Below are 21,973 nucleotides of genomic sequence, written 5' to 3'. Positions count from 1 at the left end.
TCGTGAGCACTGACGCGACCTTCGGCGTGAACCGCCGCACCTTCATCGCCGGCGCGGCCATGGCCGCCGTGGCGGCGCCATCCATCGTGCGGGCGCAGGCGGCGGCCCTGAAGGTCGGCGTGATGCTGCCCCGCTCGGGTTTCTTCGCGCAGTCGGGCCAGAGCTGTCACCGGGGCGCGCTCGCCGCCCCGAAGGTGCTGGCCGACCTTGGCTACAAGGTCGAGCTCGTCCATATCGACACGGAATCGTCCGCGGACATCGCCCGCACCCAGGCCGAGCGCGCCATCAACGACGGCGTGCATTGCCTGGTCGGGGCCTTCGAATCCGGCCACACGCTGGCCATCGCCCAGGTCGCGGAACAGCGCCAGGTCCCGCTGATCTGCAACATCGCGGCGGCCCCGCAGATCACCGAGCAGGGCTACAAGTACCTCGTCCGCAACTTCCAGACCGGCGGCGCCTTGGTCACCAACGGCCTGCGATTGGTGAAGGACATCTCGGCGGCGACCAAGGTGGACTTCAAGTCCGCCGTCTTCCTGCACGCGAACGACACCTTCGGCACGGCCCAGCGCCAGGCCATGGACGCCCTGTTCCCGAAGCTGAACATGCCGTTCCCGCTGGTCGAGAGCATCGCTTACGACCCCAAGGCGCAGGATCTCTCGGTCGAGGTGACAAAGCTGCGCTCGCTCAACCCGGACCTGGTCCTGGTGGTGAGCCGCGCCGGCGACGCCATCAAGCTGGTGCGCGACATGGTGCGCCAGCGCTTCGAGCCGAAGGCGATCATCTCGCCGGGCGCGCCGGGCCTCTACGACGAGGAGTTCTACCAGGCGGTCGGCCCCCTGGCCGACTACCTGATGTTCAATCTGCCCTGGGTGAACCCGAAGTCCGACATGACCCAGGCGCTCGAGGCCTCGTTCAAGCAGGCCAACCCGAACCACCGCTTCGCGGTGGACTGCTTCAACGCCGGCTTCACCTTCGAGGCCATCCTGGTCGCTGCCGACGCCCACAAGCGGGCCGGCGCCACGGACGGTCCGACCCTGATGGACGCCATCCGCAAGACGAACATCGAGAAGCACGTCATGATCGGCGGGCCGATCCAGTTCGACGAGAAGGGCAACAACCCGAACATCGGCTCGGCCGCGGTGCAGAACCGCAACCGCACCCCGACGGTCGTGCTGCCGGCGGAAGTCGCCGTCGAGGCGCCTGTCCTCCCCATGCCGAGTTGGCAGGGCCGCAAGTAAGCGGACCGGTTAAGGGGCCATTTACGACGGGCGTAGCGGGGCTACGCCCGTTAAGCTTCCGCACGGGCCTTCATGCTCTTCTTGGTTGCGCCGGAGGCGCAACTTTGAAAGTCGACCGAATCCGCTGGACGCTCCAGCGACTCCGGGCCATGGGCCCGGCCGAAATCGTCCACCGCGTGCGAGAACAGGCGCTCCGCTCCGCCTGGCGCGGCTACGGGAGCGGGTGGCGGCGTTTCGACGTGGGCGACGGCGCGCTCTGTGCGCTCCCTGCCTTCGCGCGCATCGAGCAACAGTGGCCTGAGAACCTCGACCAGCTCACGAAGCAGGCAGCGGCGCGCACGGTCGCCGGAGACCTCATGGTCTTTGGGCGCCCCTGCCCCGCCGGGGAATTTTCTCCCGGCCTGTGGGCGCTCGACCCGGTCTCCGGCCAGCCGTGGTCGACTCCGCAAACTTATTGCTTCGACGTGAATTTTCGGCATGCGGTCGGCCGCGGCGACGTCAAGTTCACGCTTGAGCTCAACCGCCTCCAGTGCCTTCATCCCGTCGCCGCGCTCGCGATCCGGGACCGGGACGCCAAGGCCGCCCGATTCTGCCTCGACGTGCTGCGGTCCTGGATGGACGGCAACCCGCCCTTCAAGGGCGTGAACTGGTTCTCTGGCATCGAACTCGCGATGCGGCTCGTCACAGTGGCGCTGGTCGTCGCTGCCGTTCAGCCCGTCTTGGCTGCGCCTGAGCGACGGCTGCTGCGAAGCTTCGTGGCGGCGCACGGCTACTGGATGGCCCGCTATCCGTCCCTGCACTCCTCGGCGAACAATCACCTGGTGGCCGAAGGTCTCGGTCTGGTCGTTGCGGGCCTCCTCGCGCCGGATCTGCCGGATGCTCCTGCCTGGCTGCGCCATGGAGAGGATATCCTGGCGGATGCGACCTCCGGGCAGTTTCACCTGGACGGCTGGGGCGCCGAGCAGTCGCCCACCTATACGGCCTTCACGCTGGAGATGCTGGCGCTCGGCGCCCTGTTGCTGGCGGACGCCGGCCGGCCGCTGCCCGCGACCGCTCTGGGGTGCATGCGCCTTGCCGGCGCCGCGCTCCACGCTTGTGTGGACGAGGGCGGAAACGCGCCGCGGATCGGCGACGATGACGAAGGCCGCGTCCTGGCGTGCCCGCAGGACCGCGAGCCCCGCTATGCGGCCTCGGTGCTGGCCGCTCTTTCAGGCGTTCTGCGCGCCCCGGAACTGGCGCCGCCGGACCGCGATCCGCACTGGCGCGACGTCCTGTTCTCGAGCCCTGCCACAGGCCGCGCGGCGACGGACCAAGCCCATTTCCCGCAGGGCGGCATCACGTTCATCCGCTGCGCCATCGCAGGGCGGCGGATGACGCTGGGCTTGGACCATGGCCCGCTCGGGTTCCTGGCGATCGCCGCCCACGGACATGCTGACGCGCTCAGCCTCTGGCTCCACCTCGATGGCTCCCCTGTGATCGTGGACTCAGGCACTTACCTGTACTCGGGAGGAGGAAAGGTCAGGGAATTCCTGCGCGGGGCCGCGGCCCACAACACGCTCACGATCGAGGACGCATCCCAGAGCCTCACGGCTGGCGCGTTCAATTGGCGGCACAAAGCCGTGGCTCGCCTCCACGAATATCGTCCCGGCCCGGAATGGCTCGTCCGGGCCTCGCACGATGGCTACATGCGCCGCTACGGGGTCCTCCACGAACGCGCGGTCCAAGCTGCGCCGGACGGCTTCGTCGTGGCGGACCGGCTACGTGGGTCGGCTGCGGACAGACCTGCGGCGCTGCGTTTTCACATCCACCCGGATCTGGGCATCCAGCTCGACAATGATCGTGCCGTCGTGCGGAGTGAAGCCGGGGTTCTGCTCGACATCAAAGCGCCCGCAGGAACCTTGATGGAGCTCGAAAGCGGGTCGGCGACGCAGCCGCCCTGGCATTCGGACCGCTTCAACAGCCTGCGACCCGGTCAGGCCCTGCGCATCGCCACGACGACATCGGCGCTGGCGCAAGCCATCGAGACACGGTTCCGGATCATGCAGCCCCGCCACTGAGGGTTGTATCAACCCGGCACGGGTCAACCGGCCCGCCGCTTGCGAGAGCCGGTCCGTCCGGAGGCCTCGTCCCCATGCTGAACGCTTTGCGCCGCTCCCCGCTCTTCGACGCGCTCGCGAGGCGTCCGCCGGTCGTCTACGCCCGCGCGCGCCGGGCGATCGAGGCGGTGGACGCCATGAACGCCGGTCAGCGGGAGGAGATGCAGGCTCGGCTGCTTCGCCGCGTTCTGGCCGATGCCGGGGAAACCCGTGCCTATTCAGGGCTCCCGCTTGGCGGGCTGGATGCGGCGCCGGTCTTGCGCAAGGACAATGTTCGCGGCGGCGAGGATCTCTTCGCGCGTTCGTCTGGGCTGCCCCAGGCCGCCGCCGCGACCGGCGGGACGACGGGAACCCCGTTGCGGCTTCTTCGGTCACCCGGTCAGATCGTGTTCGAACAGGCCCTGGTGGACCATCTCGTCGCACAGGCGGGAGGTCCGGCCGGCGCCGGACGGGTCGTCGTCCTGCGTGGCGACGCCATCAAGCCCGTGGACGCGGCGGCGCCGCCCTTTTGGCGATCGACCGCGCCGGACCGCATGCTGCTGTCAGCCCACCATCTCACCCCTGCGAACTACCCGCATTACGAAGCCTTCCTGGCTTCCTTCCGCCCGCAGGTCCTGCATGCTTATCCGTCCGCACTCGAGTTGCTGACGCGGTTTGCGGAGGATGCCGGAGGAGGTCCGCGTATCGGTCTCGTGTTCACCTCGTCTGAGCAGTTGCCAGCCGGGCTTCGGGCCCGGGTGAAGCGCGCGTTCGGGGCGGACCTGATCGACTTCTACGGCCAGGCCGAGCGCGTCTGCGCGGCCTGGTCTCTGCGCGACGGCGAATACTGGTTCCGACCAGACTATGGGGTCGCCGAGGTGCTGGCCGAGGATGACGGCCTGCACCTCCTCGGCACGAGCCTGCGCAACAGGGCCCAGATCCTGCTTCGGTATGACACCGGCGACCTGGTCGACCTCGGCCGAGACGATACCCCGGAACGCAGGAGGCTCGTCCGCCTCGGACTCGCGCCATTCGGCGGCATGATTGGCCGGCAATCGGAATACATCGCCTTGCCCGATGGCTCGCGGATCATTGGGCTCAATCACGTGCCGCGCGGAGCGGATGGCGCGGCAAGCGTGCAGATCCTGCAGATCGGCCCGAGCCGAATCCGCGTGCACGTCACGCCGGCGACCGGCTACGGCGACCACACGCGCGCGACCGTGCTGGCCAACCTGCGGCAGAAAGCGCCATCCAGCATCGAAGTGGAATACGTTACGGCCCGGCAACCGGTGCGCCTGCCCAATGGCAAGGCGCCCCTGTTCATCGACGCTCGGGGCCGCCCGGAATTGCTTGCGCGAACGGAACACGCGCTCGCTTAGGCGCGGGTTGGCCCGGGCCGGCCACGCCCTCGGACAATCAGAACCCGATGGCCATTCCGCCGCCGCCGTTCCCCACGGTGGGGCGAACGCCGCCGCTCGGCCACGAGAACGAGCTGTCCTTCTCGGGCAGCGGCTTGGGCATGGGAGCGTCCTCCCACTTGGGTTGGCGGCTACCCGCGGCCGAAGCCTGGGCGGGAGCTCCCGGCTTCGCCTTCACGGCGCCCTTGGCCGGCTTGGCGGGCTTCCCGGCCTTTTGCGCGGCAGGCTGCGTCGTGAGCGGGGCGCCGATCTGCTGTGCGGCGAGCGGCGTCGAGGCGACGGCGATCAGGGCTGCAAGGGCGGGAACGACGAAACGCATCGGCAGGAATCCTCCAAGGTGCTGCCAGCATAGCATTGCGGGGGATCTTGGCGAACGCACGGCGGCCGGATTGCTGGCATGCATCGGAAAAGTCCCGGGTGACTTGCCTTCCGGAGCCGTTCGGCGCATGAGGCGCGTGCCGGCCGGCAGTCCTCCCGTCCTACCCGATCCTTATGTCTCTTTCGCTTTACCTTGAAGTGCTCGTCCAGGGCGTGCTGTCCGGGCTGGTCTACGGCCTGATGGCGCTCGGCCTGTCGGTGATCTTCGGCGTCGTGCGCGTGGTGAACTTCGCCCATGGCGAATTCGCCGTGCTCGCCATGTACGCCGCCTTCGTGTTGTTCACCGCCCTGAACCTCGATCCCTTCCTGGCGATGGCGCCCATCGCGGCGCTGTTCTTCGCCATCGGCTATGGGCTGCAGCGGGTGCTGATCAACCCGTTCATCACCCGCCCGGAGCACGACCAGTTCATCCTGCTGGTCGGCCTGGCGATCATCCTGGTGAACGGGTTGCTGATGATCTTCGGGCCGGACGCCCGGCACGCCAACCTCCCCTACTCCTTCGACAGCTGGTTCGTGCCGACCGGGATCGCTGGCGAGATCATCGTTGACAAGGTGCGGGTCTACGCCGCTGGCGCCGCGCTGGTGGTCTGCGGGCTGCTCTTCGCCTTCTTCCGCTTCACGCTCGTGGGCGCCGCGATCCGCGCCTGCGCGGACAACCTTGTCGGGGCCGCCGTGGTCGGGCTGGACGTGAAGCGGCTCTACGCCCTCACCTTCGCGCTGGGGCTCGCCTGCGTGGGCGCGGCGGGCTCTCTCATGGTCGCGCTGACGGACGTGACCCCGATGCTGGCCCCCTCCTTCACGTTGCTGGCCTTCACCATCGTGATCATCGGAGGGCTGGGGTCCATGGCAGGGGCCCTGCTGGGCGGGCTGCTCATCGGCGTCGCCGAGGCAGTGGCCAGCATTGCGATCGCGCCATCCATGAAAAGCATGGTGTCGTTCGCGCTGCTGGTGCTCGTGCTCGCCTTCCGGCCGCAGGGGCTGATGGGGAAGCGCGCCGCATGATCGCCCGCCTCCTCCGCACGACGCCCACCCGGGCGCTCGTCCTCCTCGGTCTGTTGCTGGCCCTGCTGCTCCTCGCGCCCATGGCGCTGGACCGCTACCTCGTGTCGGTCTTCATCCTGGTGTTCTGGTTCGCCTATGTGGGCCAGGCGTGGAATGTGATGATGGGCTTCGCCGGGCTGCTTTCCCTGGGGCACGCCCTCTACGTCGGACTCGGAGCCTATGTGGCGGCGGCGCTGTTCGTGAAGCTCGGGGTGGGCCCCTGGGCCGGCCTGTGGCTCTCGGCCCTGCTCTCCGTGGCGGTCGGCGCCGCGATCGGATGGCTCGGCTTCCGCTTCCGCATCGAGGGCGTCTATTTCTCGCTGCTGACGATTGCCTTTGCGGAGGTCGCGCGCATAGGCTTCGACCATCTCGGCTGGGCAGGCGGCGCCGCTGGGCTCTTCCTGCCGGTAAGCTCGGAAGGCGGCGCATGGTGGAACCTGCGCGGCGGTCCCCTCTTCTTCTACTATCTGGCCCTTACCATGGCGGCCGGCGCATTCCTGCTGTGCGCGGCCCTGCGCCACTCGCGGCTGGGCTACCGCTGGCTGGCGGTGCGAGAAGATGCGGAAGCAGCCCGGGCGCTGGGCATCGACGTCTTCCGCGCCCGGATGGCCGCCGTCGTGATCTCCGCCGGCCTGACCAGCCTCGGCGGCGTGTTCTACGCCTTCTACTACAACAACCTGTTCCCCGGTCCGGTGTTCGACATCTCGCGCTCGATCGAGATGATCCTGGCGCCTATCATCGGCGGCGTGGGCACGCTGTTCGGCCCTGTGCTGGGCGCCTTCATTCTCACGCCGCTCGGCGAGGCGCTCATCGCGATCACGAACGCCGTGGGGCTGAACGCGCCCGGGACCAAGGCGGTGTTCTACGGGGTGTGCCTCATGGTGATCGTCATCCTCGCCCCGAACGGCCTCTGGCCGGCGCTGAAGCGGCGCCTGGGCATACCGGAGGAGAAGGCGTGAGCGCGCTCCTCTCCGTCCAGGGCGTCGCCAAGCGCTTCCGCGGCCTGCTGGCTGTGGACCACGTCTCGCTGCAGGTGCAGGAGGGCTCAGTCTTCGCCGTGATCGGCCCGAACGGCGCCGGCAAGACCACGCTGTTCAACCTTATCGCCGGCGTCCACAAGCCCGAGGCAGGGTCGATCGCTTTCGCGGGCGAGCGCATCGACGGGCTGGCGCCCGATGCGATCTGCCGCCGCGGCCTGGCGCGCACGTTCCAGATCGTGCGGCCCTTCCCGCATTTGAGCGTGATGGAGAACGCCCTCGTCGGCGCGCTCCTGCACGAGCCCGACATCGAGGCCGCCCGCTCCGCGGCCGCCGACGTGCTGCGCCGCTTGGAGTTGTGGGACAAGCGCGACCAGCAGGCGCGCTCGCTCACGCTGCCGGACCGTAAGCGCCTGGAGGTCGCGCGCGCGCTCTGCACGCGGCCGCGCCTCCTCCTCCTGGACGAGGTGATGGCGGGCCTGCGCCCGACGGAGACGGACCGCATGGTGGCGGTGCTGAAGGACCTCAACCGAAACGAGGGCGTCACGATCGTGCTGATCGAGCACGTCATGCGCGCCGTCATGGCGCTGGCGGACACCATCCACGTGCTGGCGCACGGTGCGACCATCGCGGAGGGCGCGCCCGAGGCGGTGACCCGCGACCCGCGCGTGATCGAATCCTACCTCGGCCAGGCCGATCACCCTGTCGGAGCGCTCGGCTAATGCTCGCGGTCGAGAAGCTGGACCTGTTCTATGGAGACGCCCAGGCGCTGGACGGCGTCAGCCTCGATGTGCCGGAGGGCGCGATCGTCGCCATCGTGGGCGCGAACGGGGCGGGCAAGACGTCCCTGATCCGAGCCATCGCCGGCATGCTGCGGCCGGCGCGCGGCGCAATCCTGTGGAAAGGGCGCGACATCGCCGGGCAGCCCAGCCATGTCGTCTGCAACCTCGGCGTCGGCCAGGTGGCCGAGGGCCGGCAGGTGTTCCCCACCCTGTCCGTCCGCGAGAACCTGCTCATGGGATCGCTGCTGCCCCGCGCCAAGGCGCGGCGGGCGCAGAACCTGGAGCGCATGTACGCGCTGTTTCCGCGCCTCAAGGAGCGCCATGACCAGGCCGCCGGGACGCTGTCCGGGGGCGAGCAGCAGATGCTCGCCATCGCGCGATGCCTCATGGGCGAGCCGGAGCTCGTGATGTTCGACGAGCCGTCGCTCGGCCTGTCGCCCGCCATGGTGCAGCAGGTCCTGGCGACGGTGGCGGACCTCAACAAGAGCGGCCTCACCTGCGTGCTGGTCGAGCAGAACGTAGCCGTGTCGCTGCGGCTCGCCTCCCAGGCCTACGTGCTGGAGAACGGGCGCGTGACGCTGTCTGGCCCCGGCGTGGAACTGCTCGAGGACGACCGGGTGCGCCAGGCCTATCTCGGCCTGTGACGGACCCGCCGCTCGGTTCAGTCGAGCAGCGCGGTCTTCAGGCTGTCGCCTTCGAGCCAGGCCTGCACCGGCTTTCCGATGAGCGCCGGATCCACGTCGTCGGTCGTGCGGTAGACGCCGTCCACCGCCAGCAGCTCGGCCTCGAAGCGCCGGCAGAAGATGCGCGCCTTGGCGTTTCCGGAGACGCCCGCGATGGCGCGGCCGCGCAAGGCCCCGTGCACCGTGATGGTGCCGCCGGCCACGATCTCGGCGCCGAACTGCACGGCGCCGATCACCGTCACGTCGCCGCGCGGGAAATAGATCTGCTGGCCCGAGCGGACCGATTCCGGGATCACCAGCGAAGTCGCCTCGCCCTCGCCCGCCGGCTCCGCCGCGGCTTGCGCAGGCTCGGCCGAAGCCGCCGGCGCCTGCGCCTCCGGACTGGCCGCCTCCGCAGCGGCGCCCTGGCCTTCGGAGCGGAATTCAGGCGCCGGGCTCGCCTTGCCGCCCAGCAACTGGGCGGGCGTGCCGATACCGAGCCACTCGACGTCCGCGCCATCCACGCCCATCACGCGGAGATTGCGCGACTGCACGGCGGCCACCACGGCCGGGATCTCCGACCGTTCGATCGACATGGCGGAGATATCGAGGATCACCGGGCGGCCCTTGAAGAAGGACGGCGCCCGGGTGAGCCAGTCATCCAGCCGCAACAGCCACTCTTCGAGAGGCGGGTCCGGCGCCACAACGAGCGCCAGGAAGTTGCGGCCGCGAAAGCGGATCGGGGGCTGCTGGGGGGATTCGGCTGTCACGGCGTCAGGTCCTCTGACGCCGATGGATCGGCCCTGCGCCGATCCAAGTCAACGGCGGCGGACGTCTTGTCCACCGGGAGCGCCGCCCGGGAGCCGGGCGACGAGCCGATAATCGATCAGTCGCACACCCGCACGTTGCGGTGGCCGGCGATCTCGCCATAGGCGTCGTAGAGCGGCTCGCGCACGGTGTGGCACTCGGGATAGACCACCACGGGCGGCGGGGGCGGCCCCACCTCACGGTACACGACAGGCGGGCGGCTGTTCACGCTGTTGGCGATGATCCCGCCCGCGATCGCGCCTGCAGCCAAGCCGCCGAACAGCGCGCCGTTGACGCCGTCGCGCGCCTGGGCGGGCGCGGACATGGCGGCCAAGGAGGTCAGGAGGGAGGTCGCCGCAAGGATGGCGACGGCTTTGGAACGATGGGTCATGGCGGTCCTCTATGCCCTTGTGAGGCGAAGCTGACCGACATCCGTTAACGCTCGCTTACCATGAGTTGCGTTTCAGGCTGCAGGTGGCGCCTCCGAGAAGCGCCGGGGAACTCAGGCACCGATGTGCGCGTGCCTGCAGGCCGAGGCGACGGTCGAGGCGATCGCGGCCGCCAGGTCCTGCCGGGTGTACGGCTTTGGAAGCCGTGGGTTCAACACGCCTGGGCGGTGGTTCAGTTCTGCGTGCCCGCTGGCCAGGAGCACCGGCATTTCCGGCCAACGCACACGGATCCTGTCGGCGAGCTCCAGGCCGGTCATGCCGGGCATGGCGTAATCCGTGACGACCAGGTCAAAGCGGCTGTCCTGATCGAGAATCGCAGCCGCTTCCTCGCCAGACGCGGCGTGGGCGACCGTGTGGCCAAGATCCTCGAGCATCGCCGACGCGCCGGCCAGGACGAGCGGATCGTCCTCGACGAGCAGCACGCGGCAGGGCTCCCGAAGGGCCGCGGGCCCCGGGGCGGGAGCCTGGTCCTGCGGGGGCGCATCGGCGATCGGCAACCAAAGCTCCGCCGTGGTTCCGGCGCCTGGGGCGCTTTTCAGGCGCAGCGCGCCGCCGGACTGCTCGGCGAACCCGTGGATCATGGAAAGGCCCAATCCTGTACCCTTGCCCACGCCCTTGGTGGTGAAGAACGGCTCCACGGCCCGCGCCAGGGTGTCCGGCGTCATCCCGGCGCCGGTGTCCGTGACGCTGAGGCAGCAGTAGTGGCCGGGCGCGAGCCCCATGGAGTTCGCCTCCGGCGCCGACTCAGTCCGAGCGGCGATCACGATCCGCCCTGTCCCGCCCATGGCGTCCCGGGCGTTCACCGCCAGATTGAGCAGGGCCATTTCGAGCTGGTTGGGATCGGCCAGCGCCGGCGGCAGATCGTCGGCGAACGTTGTGTCGATCCGGATCGTCGGGCCGAGCGAACGCTCGAGCAGGTCCGTCATGTCGCCGATGAGCTTGTGCAGGTTCACCGGCTGCGGGGAGAGATCCTGCCGGCGAGAGAACGCGAGCATTCGCTGCGTCAGGGCAGCTCCCCTCTCGGCGCCCTGCATCGCGCTCTCCAGCAGGCGCTTGGCGCGGTCGTCGCCCTTCACCCGGCGCTGAAGCAGATCCAGGTTGCCGATGATGACGGCCAGCAGATTGTTGAAGTCATGAGCGATGCCGCCGGTCAGTTGTCCCAGGCTCTCCATCTTCTGGGCCTGCAGCAACCGCTGCTCGGCCGCGACGCGCTGCTCGTGCTCCGCGCGCAGACTGACCAACGCCATTTGCTCAGCGCGAGCGCTGCGCATCGCGAGCCAGGAAACGGCGAACAGAACCAGCGCAGAGGCGGCGGCCACCACACCGTACACAGCCACCAGCGACAGCCAGCGCTGGTCGATCAACGACGTGTCGAGGCCGTACACGGCGAAAACGGGATAAGGCGCGACCTGCTGGTAGGCGTAATATCGCTCCTTGCCGTCCGTGGTGGAGACCGCCTTCGCCTTGCCTGCCTGCGGGCGGGCGGCGATGATCCGCATCAGGGGGCTGGACGGTTCCACCCGCGGCATGGGCCGCTGGTACGGGAACCGGGACAGCACTTCGCCATCCGCTCGCAGCAGCGCGCCGGCGCCTACCCCACCGGTGACTTCCATGGCGAAGCGCGCGAAATATTCCGGGCTGAGCGCGACATGGATGATGCCGCCGAAGTGGCCATTGGTCGTGGTGATGCGGCGGCTCACCGCGAATGAGGCGATCTTTGTCGCCTTCCCCTGAAAGGCGCCGCTGATGTAGGTGCCAGCGTCCCTCTCCTGCTGGGTCTGGAACCACTCCCTTTCGGAGATCCTCACCGCGGGATCCCAGGGCTGACTGCCGGCGCGCACGCGTCCAGTGGCGTCGGTCACCCAGATGGACACCGCTTGCTCCAAGGGCTCCTTGAGAGCGTGCAGAAACGCGCTGGTGGCCGCCGAGTCGATCTCGTCCCAGGTCATCCGGCTGACGCGGTCGTCCACACGGCCAAGCACGAGGTCGACCGTGTCGAACACCTTGCGCGCATGCTCGTGCAATACGGCGTCTGCGCGCACAACCGTTTCATCCGATTCGCGCAAGACCTCCGACCGGCTCCACACGGCCGCGCCCAGAAAGACAAGGGCAGGCACCAGAATGGAAGCGGCCAGCAGGAGTCGATAGGGGCGAACGGGATTCATCCAGCAGAGTTGCTACGCGACGAGGAGGCAACTCTAGGTGGTTTCTTTTATCCGGGCCAGCTTCAAACAGAGGCGCCGGTCACGCCGTCCCTGAAAGCAAACAGCGGGTCGGCCCTCCAGGCGTGTTCAGGGCTTCTCAGCTTGCGCTTGCGACAACCACCAGCCGCTTGACCTGACCCTTGAGGTAGGCCTGCAGGAACTTGTCATAGTCGCGGAAGGAGATGCAGCCGTTCGAGTCGCCGTTCGGCCCAAGCATGAAGGTGTGCGCCAAGAGCCCCACACGGCCATGAATGGCCCCGCTGCCGCCGACGGGATTGAGGCGCAGCGCGCGCACGCCATGGAAAAGCTGCTCGCGCAGGGACAGATCGTAGACATGCGGCGGCGTCGGGCCCCGCATCGACACGTTCACGTAACGAGGGTCGTCGCGCTTGTCGCCCAGCCCGGAATGCGCCTCGAGCCGCTCGCCATCCGGCATGTACACGACCTTCGCCTTGATGTCGTAGACAGCCGTGCCTTCGCCGGCCTTGACCGAGGGTGACGAGAACGAGCCGAAGATGCTCTTGCGGGGCGCGGCCTCTTCGTCCTGCGGCGCGGCGTAGGCCATGGCCTGTCCGGGCGCGGAGCGCTGGACTCCGAACAGCTTCTCCAGGAAGCCCCGATCATCCGCAGGAGGGGTCGCAGCCGTGGCGAGCTTGGATCGCGAGCCTCCCAAGGGCTGGGTTGGCGCGCCGCCGGGCCGGGCTGCATCCAGGGGAGCCCTCAACTCGGGCGGACGCGCCAGGGGAAGCGGGATCTCCGGCGAATCCTCCTCGGCATCGTCGGCCGGATCCAGGGCGGCGACGGTCGGGCCTTTCGGCTCGGCGGACTGCCGGGGAGGCTCGGCGCTCGCCATCGTCGTCGCGGGCGGATTGGCCCACTGGAAGGCGGACTGCATCGGCGCGCTCTCGGCGAGGGTTCGCGCCGGCGCATTCAGGGAAAAAGCTGGAGACAGCAGCGGATCACGCCGCGGAGGGGCTGCGGGCGCCGCCGGAGCGGGCGCCGGCCGAGACGTCGCGTCGGACGTGACCACCGGCGCAGCGGAGCGCCACGTGATCTGGGAATGGCCGGCCCAGATGCAGACACCCAGGGCGACGCTGGGGGCGACCATAGCGCTCAGGATATTCCGGCGGGCGCGTCGCGCCCTCGAGACCACGAACCTTGGCTGGCCGATCACATAAGTCATACGCGACGCTCACTCAGTACTGGCGACGGCGCCTCCAGGCAAAGGACCGGCCGCAAGACTTCTCGCGCAGGCCTGACATTCAGACCGACGCTGCGAGAACGCTGCAGCAACATCCCGAGGAGGAGACAACCCAATCCGTCGTTCCACATCCATTGGACGCGCGCTTGGTTAATCAGCGATGAACCAAGATCTTCTTTTTTCAGGCCTGCGCGTCCCTGTCCAGCCCTGACAGGTGTCGCCAATGAGTGACAATCGAGGCGAAATCTTGAACATTCCCCAGCCAAAGCGCCGCAGCAGGGCGCGCCCGTGTCCGGGCCACCCTGCGCAAGAGCTTGAAAAGGCTGCGATTTTTATGAGAGACTTCGCGCAGGCGCGCGACCTGTGCAGAAAAGGCACAGGTCTGGAGAAACTGATTCGCGGCCACCAGGCAGATCGGTAGGGACCGCGCGATCCGCTTAGTGGGCCATCAGCACCGGCGTCGGGGAGGCGTCGAGCATGTCTTCCGTGACGCCGCCCAGCACCCATTCCCGGAGCCTGGAGTGGCCATAGCCGCCCATGACCAGCAGGTCGGCGGAAAGCCTGGCGCATTGGTCCCTGAGGATCGCGCCGACGTCACCGTTCTGGCTGGATGCGAAGATCACGTCCAGCTTGGCGCCGTGGCGTGCGAGGTAGCGCACGGCGTCGGCCTCGGGCTCCGTGGTGCGCCGCGCGCCTCGCGCGAGAGGCTCCTCGACCACGACGAGCGCCGTCCGGTTCGCGGAAACCAGGATCGGCAGCGCCTGCTCGACGGCTCGCGCGGACTCCCGCGTATCGCGCCAGGCGATCACCACTGTTCCGAACGAGGCCGGGGCCCGTGCGCCGGCCGGCGCTAGGAGCACGCTCCGCCCCGATCCGAACAACGCTGCGATGACGGTCTCTCGCCATTGTCGCCGCTCCCCGGAGGGTAGCGGCGCGACGAAGATGTCCTTCCATCGGGCTTCGCGCGCCGCATGGGCGGCGAGATCGAGCGAATAGCCGTCATAACGGCGCAGTTCGTAGGACGCCGACCAGCGGGCCAGGCGCCGCCGGACCTGCTCCTGCGCCTCGTTGCCGAGGCGATGAGCCTCCTTGAACATACCCGCGATCAGCTCGCCAGCGGCGACGCCGGCGTCGAAGCCCGGCATCTCGGGAGCCGACGGAAGAGGGTTGAGGAGAAGCCCCGTCACATGCGCTTCCTGGCCACAGGCCAAGGCCTGGGCCAGGCCCAAGCGCGCTTCATCGTCCTGGCCGCCGTCCATCTGGACCAGCAAGTCGCGCATGGGCGCCTCTCCCCTTCCCTCATCCCGTCGCGTCAGCGTGCAGTCGCTTCGACGGACGTCGTGGCCGCCCAAAGCCTCACGGCCGCGCACACTGCCACGATCGCTCCGATCACCAGATGACTCACGACGGCATTGCGGTCCCCGGTGAAGCGCAGCGCCCAGGGAGCGGCGATCAACCACAGGCCCGCGACCAGGTTCACGACCTCCTCCCAGCGGGAGAACGCCGTGATGGCTCCCAGCGCCACGAGGGCGATGACCGCCGCGGAGATCCAGGCGTTCCAGTTGGCGTAGCTTTCGGGCCCGAAGGACACCACCCAGGGCGCCACGAACAAGGCCACGGCGGCGATCAGGTTGATCGCATCGAAGACCGGTGTTTTTCTCAGCATGCTTTCAGACATCGTCGCCTCCAACGGCTCGATTTTGCCGGCCACAATACGCGGTTTCCCGGAGGCAATTCTGCGACAGGTCAGGTTCGACGCGTGTTTTGAGGCGTCACGCCTTAGCACCGGTGACGGGAAGGACGTTGGCTGAAACCTTGATCGACGTCATCGAATGCCGGACTTGCGCCACTTAAGGTTGCACGCGTCACTCGCGCAGGGCTGCGCGCCTGTGGTGGAGGGGGCCATGGATTTCGAACAAGCGCTTCGGGGCCGTCGATCCGTTCGCGATTACCGGCGGGAGCCTCTCGGGGCCGACACGCTCCTCAAGCTCATCCAGGCGGCTGCGCTCGCGCCAAGCGCCATGAACGAGCAACCCTGGCGGTTCAATGTCATCATGGACGCGGAGCGCCTGGACAGGCTCTCTGATGCGGCCAAGCGCCACCTTCTGGCGGGCGCTGTGGGCGAGGGTCCGCATGCGGAGCACGCGAAGGCGATGCTGGGCGATCCCACGTACCAGATCTTCTACCATGCTCCCGCGCTGGTGGTGATCGCCGCGCCGGAGAGCAGCCCGTGGGCGGTCGAGGATTGCGCCCTTGCGGCGCAGAATTTCATGCTGGCGGCCTATGCCGCCGGGCTTGGGACCTGCTGGATCGGCTTCGCGCAGGGGTACCTGAACACGCCCGAGGGCAAGAGCGCCATCGGCCTCGCGCAGGACATGCGCGCCGTGGCGCCCCTGATCGTGGGCTGGCCAGCGGCGCCCGCTCCCGCCGTCGCGCGCAGCCATCCCAAGGTGGAATGGATCAACTGACGTCGGAGGCCGGCCGATGCCGTACCGCAGCATCTCGGAGCTGCCAGACTCAGTCCGCGACCACCTGCCCCCGCACGCGCAGGAGATCTTCTTCGCGGCCTTCAACAACGCCTTCGACCAGCACGCCGACGACCCCGACCGCGAGGCGGTCTCGTTCAGGATCGCCTGGTCGGCGGTGAAGCGACGCTACCGCAAGCAGGACGGAGACTGGCGGCCGCGGGAGGGGGCGATGACAGGGAGCAGAGGTCCATGAGGATTTTCGGAGCCGTCGCCCTCGCCGCGGTCGCGCTGGCCAGCCCCGCAGCGGCCCAGAGCAGTCCGTTCTCGGAGCCGCCCGCCCCGCGCGCAGGCCAGTACTCGGACACGTCCTCGCCCACGCTCGGGGACATCATGCTGACCACGCAGCTGCGGCACATCAAGGTCTGGTTCGCCGGGCGCACCGGCAACTGGCGGCTGCTCCAGCACGAGGTCGCGACCCTGCAGGACACCTTGATCCGCGCGGCCCTGCTCTACCAGGGCATCCCGATCGAGGAGGTCACCAAGGTCGACAAGCCCGTCATGGCGCTGATCGAGGCGGCCAAGGACAAGGACTCGGCCAAGTTCCAGGCCGCCTACGGCGAACTGAACAACGCCTGCAACAGTTGTCACAAGGCCGGGGGGGTGGAGTTCATCCGCATCCAGACGCCCAACGCGTCCCCGTTCGGGGACCAGGCCTATCCCAGCCCGCCTCAGTGAACGGGCGGGACGGGACCGTTTCCGGCATCGGCTCGCCTGCGTAACGCTGGAGGAGTTCATGACAAGGACCTTGTTGGCGCTGGCGGCGGCGCTCGCGGCCATGCCCATCAACGCCAGCCTGGCGGTGGACGCCGTGCCCAGGCTCAGGATCGAGAGCACGTGCCGGGCCACCGGTGAAGGCACGCGGGACGCGGCTCACTACAAGAGCTGCATGGAGAACGAGCAGAAGGTGCGCGCCGACATCGTCGCCCACTGGAGCTCCTACTCGGCCAAGGCCCGCAGCCAGTGCGTGGCGAACCTCGCAAACGCCTATCACCCAAGCTACATCGAGCTGATCTCGTGCCTCGAGATGGGCTCCGGGGGCGCCCAACCGCCGGCTGCGCCGGGCGCCAAACCCGTCCGAACGCCGAAATCCTGAGATCGGCCGCCTCGCCGAGGCGCGCGGGAGCGGCGCGGCGCATGGGCGATGTCAGCCCCAGGCCTCGTCGGCGTCGTCCGTTTCCTCGCGGCCTGCAGCCTCTAGCAGCCGCCGCGCATTGCGGATCTGGATCTTGTGCGGCCCGCGCATGGCGATCAGGCCATCGCGCCGCAGCTTCGTCATGGTGCGGCAGACCGTCTCCATGGTGAGGCCGAGGTGGTCGGCGATGTCGGTGCGCAGCATGGGCAGCTCGAACTCCTCGCCGTGCTCGATCGCGCCCGGGCTCTTGCGCGCCACGCGCACCAGGAACTTGACGATGCGCGTCTCGGCGGCCTGGCACAGCAGCAGGAGCATCTGGTCCTGGACGGCGCAGAGCTCGTCGCGCATGCGATCGAAGATGATCGCCGCGACCTGCGGCTGCTCGGCGAGTTGCGCCGACAGCCGCTCCCGGGACGCCCTGCGCATGCGCACGGGCGTGACCGCCTCGGCCGTGAACAGGTAGCGGTCCTTGACGGCGATGCCCAGCACGTCGCCCGGGAACGCGAAGCCCATGACGACGCGCCGGCCGTCGGGGAAGATACGGAAGAGCCGCACGACCCCTTCCACGATCTGGAAGATGTGCTCGGCCGGCGCGCCTTCCCAGAACAGAGCCTTGCCGCGGGCCGCCGTTTCGGGAATGCGGGCTCCGAACATCTCGCTCGTCCAGTCGGGTTCGGCCCGGTCCTCGAAGGTCGTTCCGCCGCGGCCTTTGAAGGAGTAGTCACCGCCCGCCAGCAGCATGCCGGAGCGCGTGCGGTCCATGATGTCCCCGTGCGAGGGACGCAGGCTGGTCGTCGTCATATCCCCTCCTCCCGACTCACAAGCGAATGCGCCGCCGCGACCGGCGCCGACTGGGCGCAGGCGGCTGATGCGGTCAGCGCGATGGCGAAGCGCGGAGCGGCCAGCGGGCGGGGCGCAAGTCGTCCGGACGCGATGGTTTCTGTGGTCGATGGCGTACGCCCGCGCGCAGGCTTGATCGACGTCAGGCGCGCGATCGCGGAGCAGTGCATAGAATGGGCCCAACCAAACGGCGGGGGGCGTCCATGGTCCATGGCTACTGCTTCACCCAGCTCTCGCGCCTCCAGGTAGACCAGTGCTTTCCGTTGTTGATCGGCCTCCTGCCCGCGCTCACCCTGGAGCGCTGGCGCGACGTCTGCGCGCGGGCCGAGATGGAGGGAGCGCGGCTCTTCGGCCTCGTGCGCGGAGAATACGTTCGCGGGCTCTGCTCGACCCAGGTCTGGCCCGTCGCCGCCGACAGGCTCAGCCTGGGCGTTCCGCTCTTCGTCGTTCCGTCCGCCCTCGACCACGCCGCGGTGACCGGCGCCATGATCCGCGGGCTGCGGCGACTCTGCGCCAGCGAGGGTCTGGAGCGACTCCAGATCGTCGCTCCCTCCGACCCGAGCACGCGACAGCTTCTGGAGCGCAGCGGCCCCGACGCCATTCGATCGACAGTCGTCGTCGAGTTCACGGCGAGCTTCGCAGAGGCCGGGGTCCAATGATGGGACTGGCTGCTTGCCGGGCGAGCCGTTCGCCTGCGCGATCACGGCGCGCAGCAACTCCAACTCCGGGCTGGCGCCATCCAGTTCCGAGGCGTCCAGGACAGCCATCACGCCTCCTCCGCGATGGATGCGACGCGCACGGGCCCGACCGGCTGAGGAGCGCCGGGGCGTGGCGCGGCCGGCGCCTGTTGCGCGGCGGCCGGAGCCGCCTGCGGCGCGCATGCAGGACGAGGAGCCTGCGCCCCCAAGGGCATCGGCATGCGCCCGGGCAGGCGGTCGGCTACCGCCGCCTTGATCTCCCGTTCGGCGCGGGCCGGCTCCTGCCAGCGGGCGCCGAGAGAGCTCGAGCCCAGCACGGCCGCGAAGGCTGTCATGAAGGCCAGAAACCGGGACAACGAGGTCATGATCTCCTCCGAGGAGGGTCTTGGCGGCATGAAGTCGAGGCGTGGAGGTCTTGCATCGGCCTTGGCGGCCAACCGGTCAGCAGAGCCACGCCGGCATGAGGGCCCCGATGACGATCGGCAGTGGGCCCAATTGGCCTGCGCGGGTCTGGTCCCGACCCGTGCGCCGGCCGGCAGCCGGGCCGGCCGCCTTCCGCAATCGAAGGCGCACGCCGTTGTCGTTGACGGCGCATGGGGCCGGGCCGCGCAGATCGAGGCAGGGGGCGGCTGTGACGCTTGAAGGAACCGCCATGCGGTCCAGCCGATCCCTTTGTCCGGGCAAAGCCATTGATCGCCGGTTCATGTCGCCACCCTCCTTATGGGAGGATCTCAACAGACGCTCGTGATCCCGAATCGGCTCGGATGAATCAAATTGTTCGCGATGGTGACGCGTTGTGATCGCGCGTGCGTGTCAGGACGCGAGGATCTTCTCCATGCTGCGTGACAGCTCGGCCGTCGAGTAGGGCTTCTGAAGCCAGCTCGACTTGCTGATCAGGCCGCGGCTGACCAGGTCCGGCTCTGCGTATCCGGAGGTGAAGAGCACCTTGAGGCTCGGCTTGAGTTCGCGCGCATGCCGGGCCAATTCTGCGCCGGTCATTCCGCCCGGCATTATCATGTCCGTGAACAGCAGGTCGACCTCGGGTGTGCTTCGCAGGACCGAAAGGGCCGACGGTCCGTCAGCGGCCTCCAGCACCCGATAGCCGAGCTCCTGCAGCCGCGCCATCGCGATCCGCCGCACGCGGGGCTCGTCCTCGACCACAAGGACCAGTTCGCCCCGGCCGCGGCGCAGGTCGGCCTCAGCGACCCTGGATTCCGAGGCAGGTTCGGCCGCGGCTGGGACGGCGCGCGGAAGATAGATCCGGAGGGTCGTCCCGTGGCCCGGCTCGCTGTAAATGGCGACATGTCCGCCCGATTGCTTGGCGAAGCCGTACACCATGGACAGGCCGAGGCCGCTGCCTGCACCGACCTCCTTGGTGGTGAAAAAGGGCTCGAACGCCCTCTCCTGCACTTCCGGCGACATGCCGGTTCCCGTGTCGGTGGCCGCGATGACCACGTAGCTGCCGGCGCGCACCTCCGGATGCGTGCGGGCGTAGTCCAGGTCCACCTCGGCGTTCTCGGCCGCGATGGTGAGCTTGCCCCCCTCGGGCATCGCGTCGCGCGCGTTGATGGCCACGTTCAGAATGGCGTTGTGGAGCTGCGTTGGGTCGACGATCACCGGCCATAGCTCCACGTCCAGCCGGATCTTGACCTTGATCGTCTCGCCCAGGGTGCGGCGCAGAACCGGCACGATCTCGCGCAGCAGTACGCCGACATCGGTCAGCGTCGGCTGAAGCGCCTGGCGGCGGCCGAATGCGAGCAGGCGCTCCGTCAGGCGGGCGCCATGTTCGGCGGTTTCGCGAGCTTCCTTGAGCAGCTCCAGCTGGCGGTTCTCGGTCAGCCGCGGTTCAAGCATCTCCAGGTTGCCCAGGATGACCGTGAGCAGGTTGTTGAAGTCATGGGCCACGCCGCCCGTGAGCTGCCCGATAGCTTCCATCTTCTGGGCCTGGCGAAGCTCCTGTTCGATCTTGTGCTGGGCCGTCAGGTCGCGGATGAAGCCCGTGAAGACCGGGCGGCCGGACGTGCGGACCTCCCCTACGGACAGCTCGACAGGCAAAACCGAGCCGTCCTTCCGCTGGGCGCGAACCACCCGGCCGACGCCGATGATGCGCTTTTCGCCGGTTCGCCGATAGCGGGCGAGATACTCGTCGTGCTCATGCTGGTACGGCTGAGGCATGAGCATGCGGACGTTCTGCCCCAGCACCTCGCTGGCCTTGTAGCCGAACAAATCCTCGGCGGAGCGGCTGAAGGACTCCATCACGCCCTGTTCGTTGATGGTGATCAGGGCCTCCGGCACGGTGTTGAGGATGGACTGAAGGCGGGCCTCCCGCTCGCGCATCCCGGTTTCGGCTTCCTTGGCCGAAGTGATGTCCACCGCCGTCGAGATCGCGCCGATGATGGCGCCGCGATCGTCTCGGAGAGGGGAAGCGTTGTAGAGCAGCAGGAAGACGCGGCCGTCGCTTCGAACCGCCTGCAGTTCGCGGTTGCGCGTGTCCAACCCGGCGAGCGCACGGCTGATCGGATAGCTTGTTGCGTCCAGTTCGGAGCCGTTCTCGAGCAGCCGAAAGGTCTGCCCGCTCTCCCCCGGCTTGGCGAAACGGACCGGTACGCCCAGGTGGTCGGACGCGTAGCGGTTGGCGTGCAAGGTTCCCGAATTGTGCAGGTGCAGGAACCACACCGCGACCGGCGCCGTGTCAACGAGGCCCTGCAACTCCGTCGAACGGTTGCGGAGCTGCGTTTCGGTCTGCTTTCGCCCGGTGATGTCCTTAATCACGGCGATGAAATAGGACGGGTCCCCCATCTCGTCGCGGACCAGGGTGGCCGCGAGAATCACCCACACGACTCCGCCGTCCTTGCGGATGTACCGCTTCTCCATCGTGTAGGTCGGCGCGACGCCGTCCAGCAGCTCCCGCATGTGCGCGAGATCCGTCTCGAGATCGTCCGGGTGCGTGATGTCCTGAAAGGTGCGGGCCTCCATCTCCTCCCGCGAGTAGCCAGTCACCTCGAGCAGGCGTTCGTTGACCCGGATCCAGCGCCCATCGAGGCCGACATGTGCGATGCCGACCGCTGCCTGCTCGAAGGTGGCCCGGAACCGGGCCTCACTTTCGCGCAGTTCAGCCTCGGCCCGCTTGCGCTCGCTGATATCCTCGACCGCCGTGAGAACATAGGCGGCTGGAGACCCACGGGCGATGAGGGAGAATGTCTCGCGCACCCAGAGCGGATGGCCGGACTTGCGCCTCAGCCGCGTTTCCCGCCTGTAGGACTGGGTCACGCCGGCGACGAGGGCCGCCCTGTCCTCGTCCCTGGCGTCGGAGCCATTCGAGAACAGAAGTTCGCGCTCCGACTTGCCGAGCACATCCTCCGCGGTGCACTCCAGCATTCGGCACAGCGCCTCATTGACGTCCAGCACCACCCCGTCGAGCGTCACGCGCAACAGACCCATGCCGACCTGTTCGACGAGACGGTCAATTGTTTCCCTGCGCGGGTAGTCTCCGCGCAACTTTGCGCCTGAACCAGTCGCGACCTGGCCAGCTTCGTCCGACAT

At 68.4% G+C, this 21,973-nt stretch carries 22 protein-coding genes; 12 read left to right on the top strand and 10 right to left on the bottom strand.

The annotated features are described in order from the left end of the window. Positions 1 to 2 precede the first annotated feature (2 nt). From SLNSH_RS09440 to SLNSH_RS09430, 3 genes are all read left to right on the top strand, one after another. Positions 3 to 1,238 (top strand): ABC transporter substrate-binding protein, encoded by a 1,236-nt coding sequence (locus SLNSH_RS09440; protein WP_210202496.1) that lies wholly within the window; start codon positions 3 to 5, stop codon positions 1,236 to 1,238. Between the two features lie 104 nt (positions 1,239 to 1,342). Next, a complete protein-coding gene (locus SLNSH_RS09435) occupies positions 1,343 to 3,295 on the top strand; it encodes an alginate lyase family protein (protein ID WP_106336418.1) in 1,953 nt (650 codons plus the stop codon). A 176-nt stretch (positions 3,296 to 3,471) separates the two neighbouring features. Next, positions 3,472 to 4,692, top strand: coding sequence for a phenylacetate--CoA ligase family protein (locus SLNSH_RS09430; RefSeq protein WP_146140233.1), 1,221 nt, complete (start codon positions 3,472 to 3,474; stop codon positions 4,690 to 4,692). Between the two features lie 37 nt (positions 4,693 to 4,729). Here the strand turns inward: SLNSH_RS09430 and SLNSH_RS09425 are convergent, their stop codons facing one another. After that, on the bottom strand, positions 4,730 to 5,050 hold the full coding sequence (locus tag SLNSH_RS09425) for a hypothetical protein (RefSeq protein WP_106336414.1): 321 nt from the start codon (positions 5,048 to 5,050) through the stop codon (positions 4,730 to 4,732). A gap of 173 nt (positions 5,051 to 5,223) precedes the next feature. On the opposite strand from SLNSH_RS09425, the gene SLNSH_RS09420 reads away from it, so the two are divergent. The 4 genes from SLNSH_RS09420 to SLNSH_RS09405 are packed head-to-tail and all read left to right on the top strand — an operon-like array spanning position 5,224 to position 8,553. Then, complete coding sequence (locus SLNSH_RS09420) at positions 5,224 to 6,111, top strand: branched-chain amino acid ABC transporter permease (protein WP_106336412.1); 888 nt, start codon at positions 5,224 to 5,226, stop codon at positions 6,109 to 6,111. Next, positions 6,108 to 7,109 carry a branched-chain amino acid ABC transporter permease gene (locus SLNSH_RS09415; protein WP_196240231.1) on the top strand — a complete coding sequence of 334 codons (1,002 nt, stop codon included), beginning with the start codon at positions 6,108 to 6,110 and terminating at the stop codon, positions 7,107 to 7,109. Before SLNSH_RS09420 ends, SLNSH_RS09415 begins: the two co-directional genes overlap by 4 nt. Continuing rightward, positions 7,106 to 7,849, top strand: a complete 744-nt coding sequence (locus SLNSH_RS09410) for an ABC transporter ATP-binding protein (RefSeq protein ID WP_106336411.1) — start codon at positions 7,106 to 7,108, stop codon at positions 7,847 to 7,849. The genes SLNSH_RS09415 and SLNSH_RS09410 overlap by 4 nt, the downstream gene beginning before the upstream one ends. Then, the gene (locus tag SLNSH_RS09405) at positions 7,849 to 8,553 is read left to right on the top strand and encodes an ABC transporter ATP-binding protein (protein WP_106336410.1); all 705 of its coding nucleotides are present in this window, start codon (positions 7,849 to 7,851) and stop codon (positions 8,551 to 8,553) included. The genes SLNSH_RS09410 and SLNSH_RS09405 overlap by 1 nt, the downstream gene beginning before the upstream one ends. A 17-nt stretch (positions 8,554 to 8,570) precedes the next feature. On the opposite strand, the gene minC is transcribed toward SLNSH_RS09405, so the two are convergent. From minC to SLNSH_RS09375, 6 genes are all read right to left on the bottom strand, one after another. Beyond that, positions 8,571 to 9,341 (bottom strand): septum site-determining protein MinC, encoded by a 771-nt coding sequence (gene minC / locus SLNSH_RS09400; RefSeq protein WP_106336409.1) that lies wholly within the window; start codon positions 9,339 to 9,341, stop codon positions 8,571 to 8,573. 116 nt (positions 9,342 to 9,457) lie between these two features. Further along, positions 9,458 to 9,769: a hypothetical protein gene (locus SLNSH_RS09395; protein WP_106336408.1), complete on the bottom strand. Its 312-nt coding sequence runs from the start codon at positions 9,767 to 9,769 to the stop codon at positions 9,458 to 9,460. Positions 9,770 to 9,880: 111 nt separating this feature from the next. Beyond that, positions 9,881 to 11,992, bottom strand: coding sequence for a hybrid sensor histidine kinase/response regulator (locus SLNSH_RS09390; RefSeq protein ID WP_106336407.1), 2,112 nt, complete (start codon positions 11,990 to 11,992; stop codon positions 9,881 to 9,883). 136 nt (positions 11,993 to 12,128) lie between these two features. Next, on the bottom strand, positions 12,129 to 12,926 hold the full coding sequence (locus tag SLNSH_RS09385; RefSeq protein WP_245422171.1) for a DUF2778 domain-containing protein: 798 nt from the start codon (positions 12,924 to 12,926) through the stop codon (positions 12,129 to 12,131). A gap of 743 nt (positions 12,927 to 13,669) precedes the next feature. Next, positions 13,670 to 14,512 carry a universal stress protein gene (locus SLNSH_RS09380; protein ID WP_106336405.1) on the bottom strand — a complete coding sequence of 281 codons (843 nt, stop codon included), beginning with the start codon at positions 14,510 to 14,512 and terminating at the stop codon, positions 13,670 to 13,672. A 32-nt stretch (positions 14,513 to 14,544) separates the two neighbouring features. Beyond that, positions 14,545 to 14,910, bottom strand: a complete 366-nt coding sequence (locus tag SLNSH_RS09375; protein ID WP_106336486.1) for an SPW repeat protein — start codon at positions 14,908 to 14,910, stop codon at positions 14,545 to 14,547. Positions 14,911 to 15,136: 226 nt separating this feature from the next. On the opposite strand from SLNSH_RS09375, the gene SLNSH_RS09370 reads away from it, so the two are divergent. Genes SLNSH_RS09370 through SLNSH_RS09355 form a run of 4 tightly spaced genes read left to right on the top strand, consistent with a single transcriptional unit; the run spans position 15,137 to position 16,853 of the window. Continuing rightward, on the top strand, positions 15,137 to 15,700 hold the full coding sequence (locus SLNSH_RS09370; RefSeq protein WP_106336404.1) for a nitroreductase family protein: 564 nt from the start codon (positions 15,137 to 15,139) through the stop codon (positions 15,698 to 15,700). Between the two features lie 16 nt (positions 15,701 to 15,716). After that, entirely contained in the window at positions 15,717 to 15,953 is a 237-nt protein-coding gene (locus SLNSH_RS09365; protein ID WP_106336403.1) for a ChaB family protein, read from the top strand. Next, entirely contained in the window at positions 15,950 to 16,435 is a 486-nt protein-coding gene (locus SLNSH_RS09360) for a cytochrome c (protein ID WP_106336402.1), read from the top strand. The genes SLNSH_RS09365 and SLNSH_RS09360 overlap by 4 nt, the downstream gene beginning before the upstream one ends. A gap of 58 nt (positions 16,436 to 16,493) precedes the next feature. Further along, entirely contained in the window at positions 16,494 to 16,853 is a 360-nt protein-coding gene (locus SLNSH_RS09355; RefSeq protein ID WP_106336401.1) for a hypothetical protein, read from the top strand. 51 nt (positions 16,854 to 16,904) lie between these two features. On the opposite strand, the gene SLNSH_RS09350 is transcribed toward SLNSH_RS09355, so the two are convergent. Next, positions 16,905 to 17,693 (bottom strand): Crp/Fnr family transcriptional regulator, encoded by a 789-nt coding sequence (locus SLNSH_RS09350; protein ID WP_106336400.1) that lies wholly within the window; start codon positions 17,691 to 17,693, stop codon positions 16,905 to 16,907. Positions 17,694 to 17,935: 242 nt separating this feature from the next. On the opposite strand from SLNSH_RS09350, the gene SLNSH_RS09345 reads away from it, so the two are divergent. Continuing rightward, entirely contained in the window at positions 17,936 to 18,391 is a 456-nt protein-coding gene (locus SLNSH_RS09345; RefSeq protein WP_146140232.1) for a hypothetical protein, read from the top strand. A gap of 107 nt (positions 18,392 to 18,498) precedes the next feature. Here SLNSH_RS09345 and SLNSH_RS09340 read toward each other — a convergent pair whose 3' ends face one another. Then, positions 18,499 to 18,795 carry a hypothetical protein gene (locus SLNSH_RS09340; RefSeq protein WP_106336398.1) on the bottom strand — a complete coding sequence of 99 codons (297 nt, stop codon included), beginning with the start codon at positions 18,793 to 18,795 and terminating at the stop codon, positions 18,499 to 18,501. Positions 18,796 to 19,243: 448 nt separating this feature from the next. Continuing rightward, complete coding sequence (locus SLNSH_RS09335; RefSeq protein WP_106336397.1) at positions 19,244 to 21,973, bottom strand: PAS domain S-box protein; 2,730 nt, start codon at positions 21,971 to 21,973, stop codon at positions 19,244 to 19,246.

The sequence above is a fragment of the Alsobacter soli genome (genome assembly GCF_003004785.1).
GTDB lineage: Bacteria > Pseudomonadota > Alphaproteobacteria > Rhizobiales > Beijerinckiaceae > Alsobacter > Alsobacter soli.
This window is presented reverse-complemented; position numbering and strand designations above follow the sequence as displayed.

What these genes read in the sequence shown, in the direction of transcription:
- SLNSH_RS09360 (WP_106336402.1), top strand. Translation starts at nt 15,950, where the DNA reads ATGAGGATTTTCGGAGCCGTCGCCCTCGCCGCGGTCGCGCTGGCCAGC.
- SLNSH_RS09430 (WP_146140233.1), top strand. Translation starts at nt 3,472, where the DNA reads ATGAACGCCGGTCAGCGGGAGGAGATGCAGGCTCGGCTGCTTCGCCGC.
- SLNSH_RS09365 (WP_106336403.1), top strand. Translation starts at nt 15,717, where the DNA reads ATGCCGTACCGCAGCATCTCGGAGCTGCCAGACTCAGTCCGCGACCAC.
- SLNSH_RS09335 (WP_106336397.1), bottom strand. Translation starts at nt 21,973, where the DNA reads ATGTCGGACGAAGCTGGCCAGGTCGCGACTGGTTCAGGCGCAAAGTTG.
- SLNSH_RS09345 (WP_146140232.1), top strand. Translation starts at nt 17,936, where the DNA reads ATGGTCCATGGCTACTGCTTCACCCAGCTCTCGCGCCTCCAGGTAGAC.
- SLNSH_RS09340 (WP_106336398.1), bottom strand. Translation starts at nt 18,795, where the DNA reads ATGACCTCGTTGTCCCGGTTTCTGGCCTTCATGACAGCCTTCGCGGCC.
- SLNSH_RS09375 (WP_106336486.1), bottom strand. Translation starts at nt 14,910, where the DNA reads ATGTCTGAAAGCATGCTGAGAAAAACACCGGTCTTCGATGCGATCAAC.
- SLNSH_RS09385 (WP_245422171.1), bottom strand. Translation starts at nt 12,926, where the DNA reads ATGCAGTCCGCCTTCCAGTGGGCCAATCCGCCCGCGACGACGATGGCG.
- SLNSH_RS09425 (WP_106336414.1), bottom strand. Translation starts at nt 5,050, where the DNA reads ATGCGTTTCGTCGTTCCCGCCCTTGCAGCCCTGATCGCCGTCGCCTCG.
- SLNSH_RS09350 (WP_106336400.1), bottom strand. Translation starts at nt 17,693, where the DNA reads ATGACGACGACCAGCCTGCGTCCCTCGCACGGGGACATCATGGACCGC.
- SLNSH_RS09420 (WP_106336412.1), top strand. Translation starts at nt 5,224, where the DNA reads ATGTCTCTTTCGCTTTACCTTGAAGTGCTCGTCCAGGGCGTGCTGTCC.
- SLNSH_RS09395 (WP_106336408.1), bottom strand. Translation starts at nt 9,769, where the DNA reads ATGACCCATCGTTCCAAAGCCGTCGCCATCCTTGCGGCGACCTCCCTC.
- SLNSH_RS09370 (WP_106336404.1), top strand. Translation starts at nt 15,137, where the DNA reads ATGGATTTCGAACAAGCGCTTCGGGGCCGTCGATCCGTTCGCGATTAC.
- SLNSH_RS09380 (WP_106336405.1), bottom strand. Translation starts at nt 14,512, where the DNA reads ATGCGCGACTTGCTGGTCCAGATGGACGGCGGCCAGGACGATGAAGCG.
- SLNSH_RS09390 (WP_106336407.1), bottom strand. Translation starts at nt 11,992, where the DNA reads ATGAATCCCGTTCGCCCCTATCGACTCCTGCTGGCCGCTTCCATTCTG.
- SLNSH_RS09355 (WP_106336401.1), top strand. Translation starts at nt 16,494, where the DNA reads ATGACAAGGACCTTGTTGGCGCTGGCGGCGGCGCTCGCGGCCATGCCC.
- SLNSH_RS09405 (WP_106336410.1), top strand. Translation starts at nt 7,849, where the DNA reads ATGCTCGCGGTCGAGAAGCTGGACCTGTTCTATGGAGACGCCCAGGCG.
- SLNSH_RS09415 (WP_196240231.1), top strand. Translation starts at nt 6,108, where the DNA reads ATGATCGCCCGCCTCCTCCGCACGACGCCCACCCGGGCGCTCGTCCTC.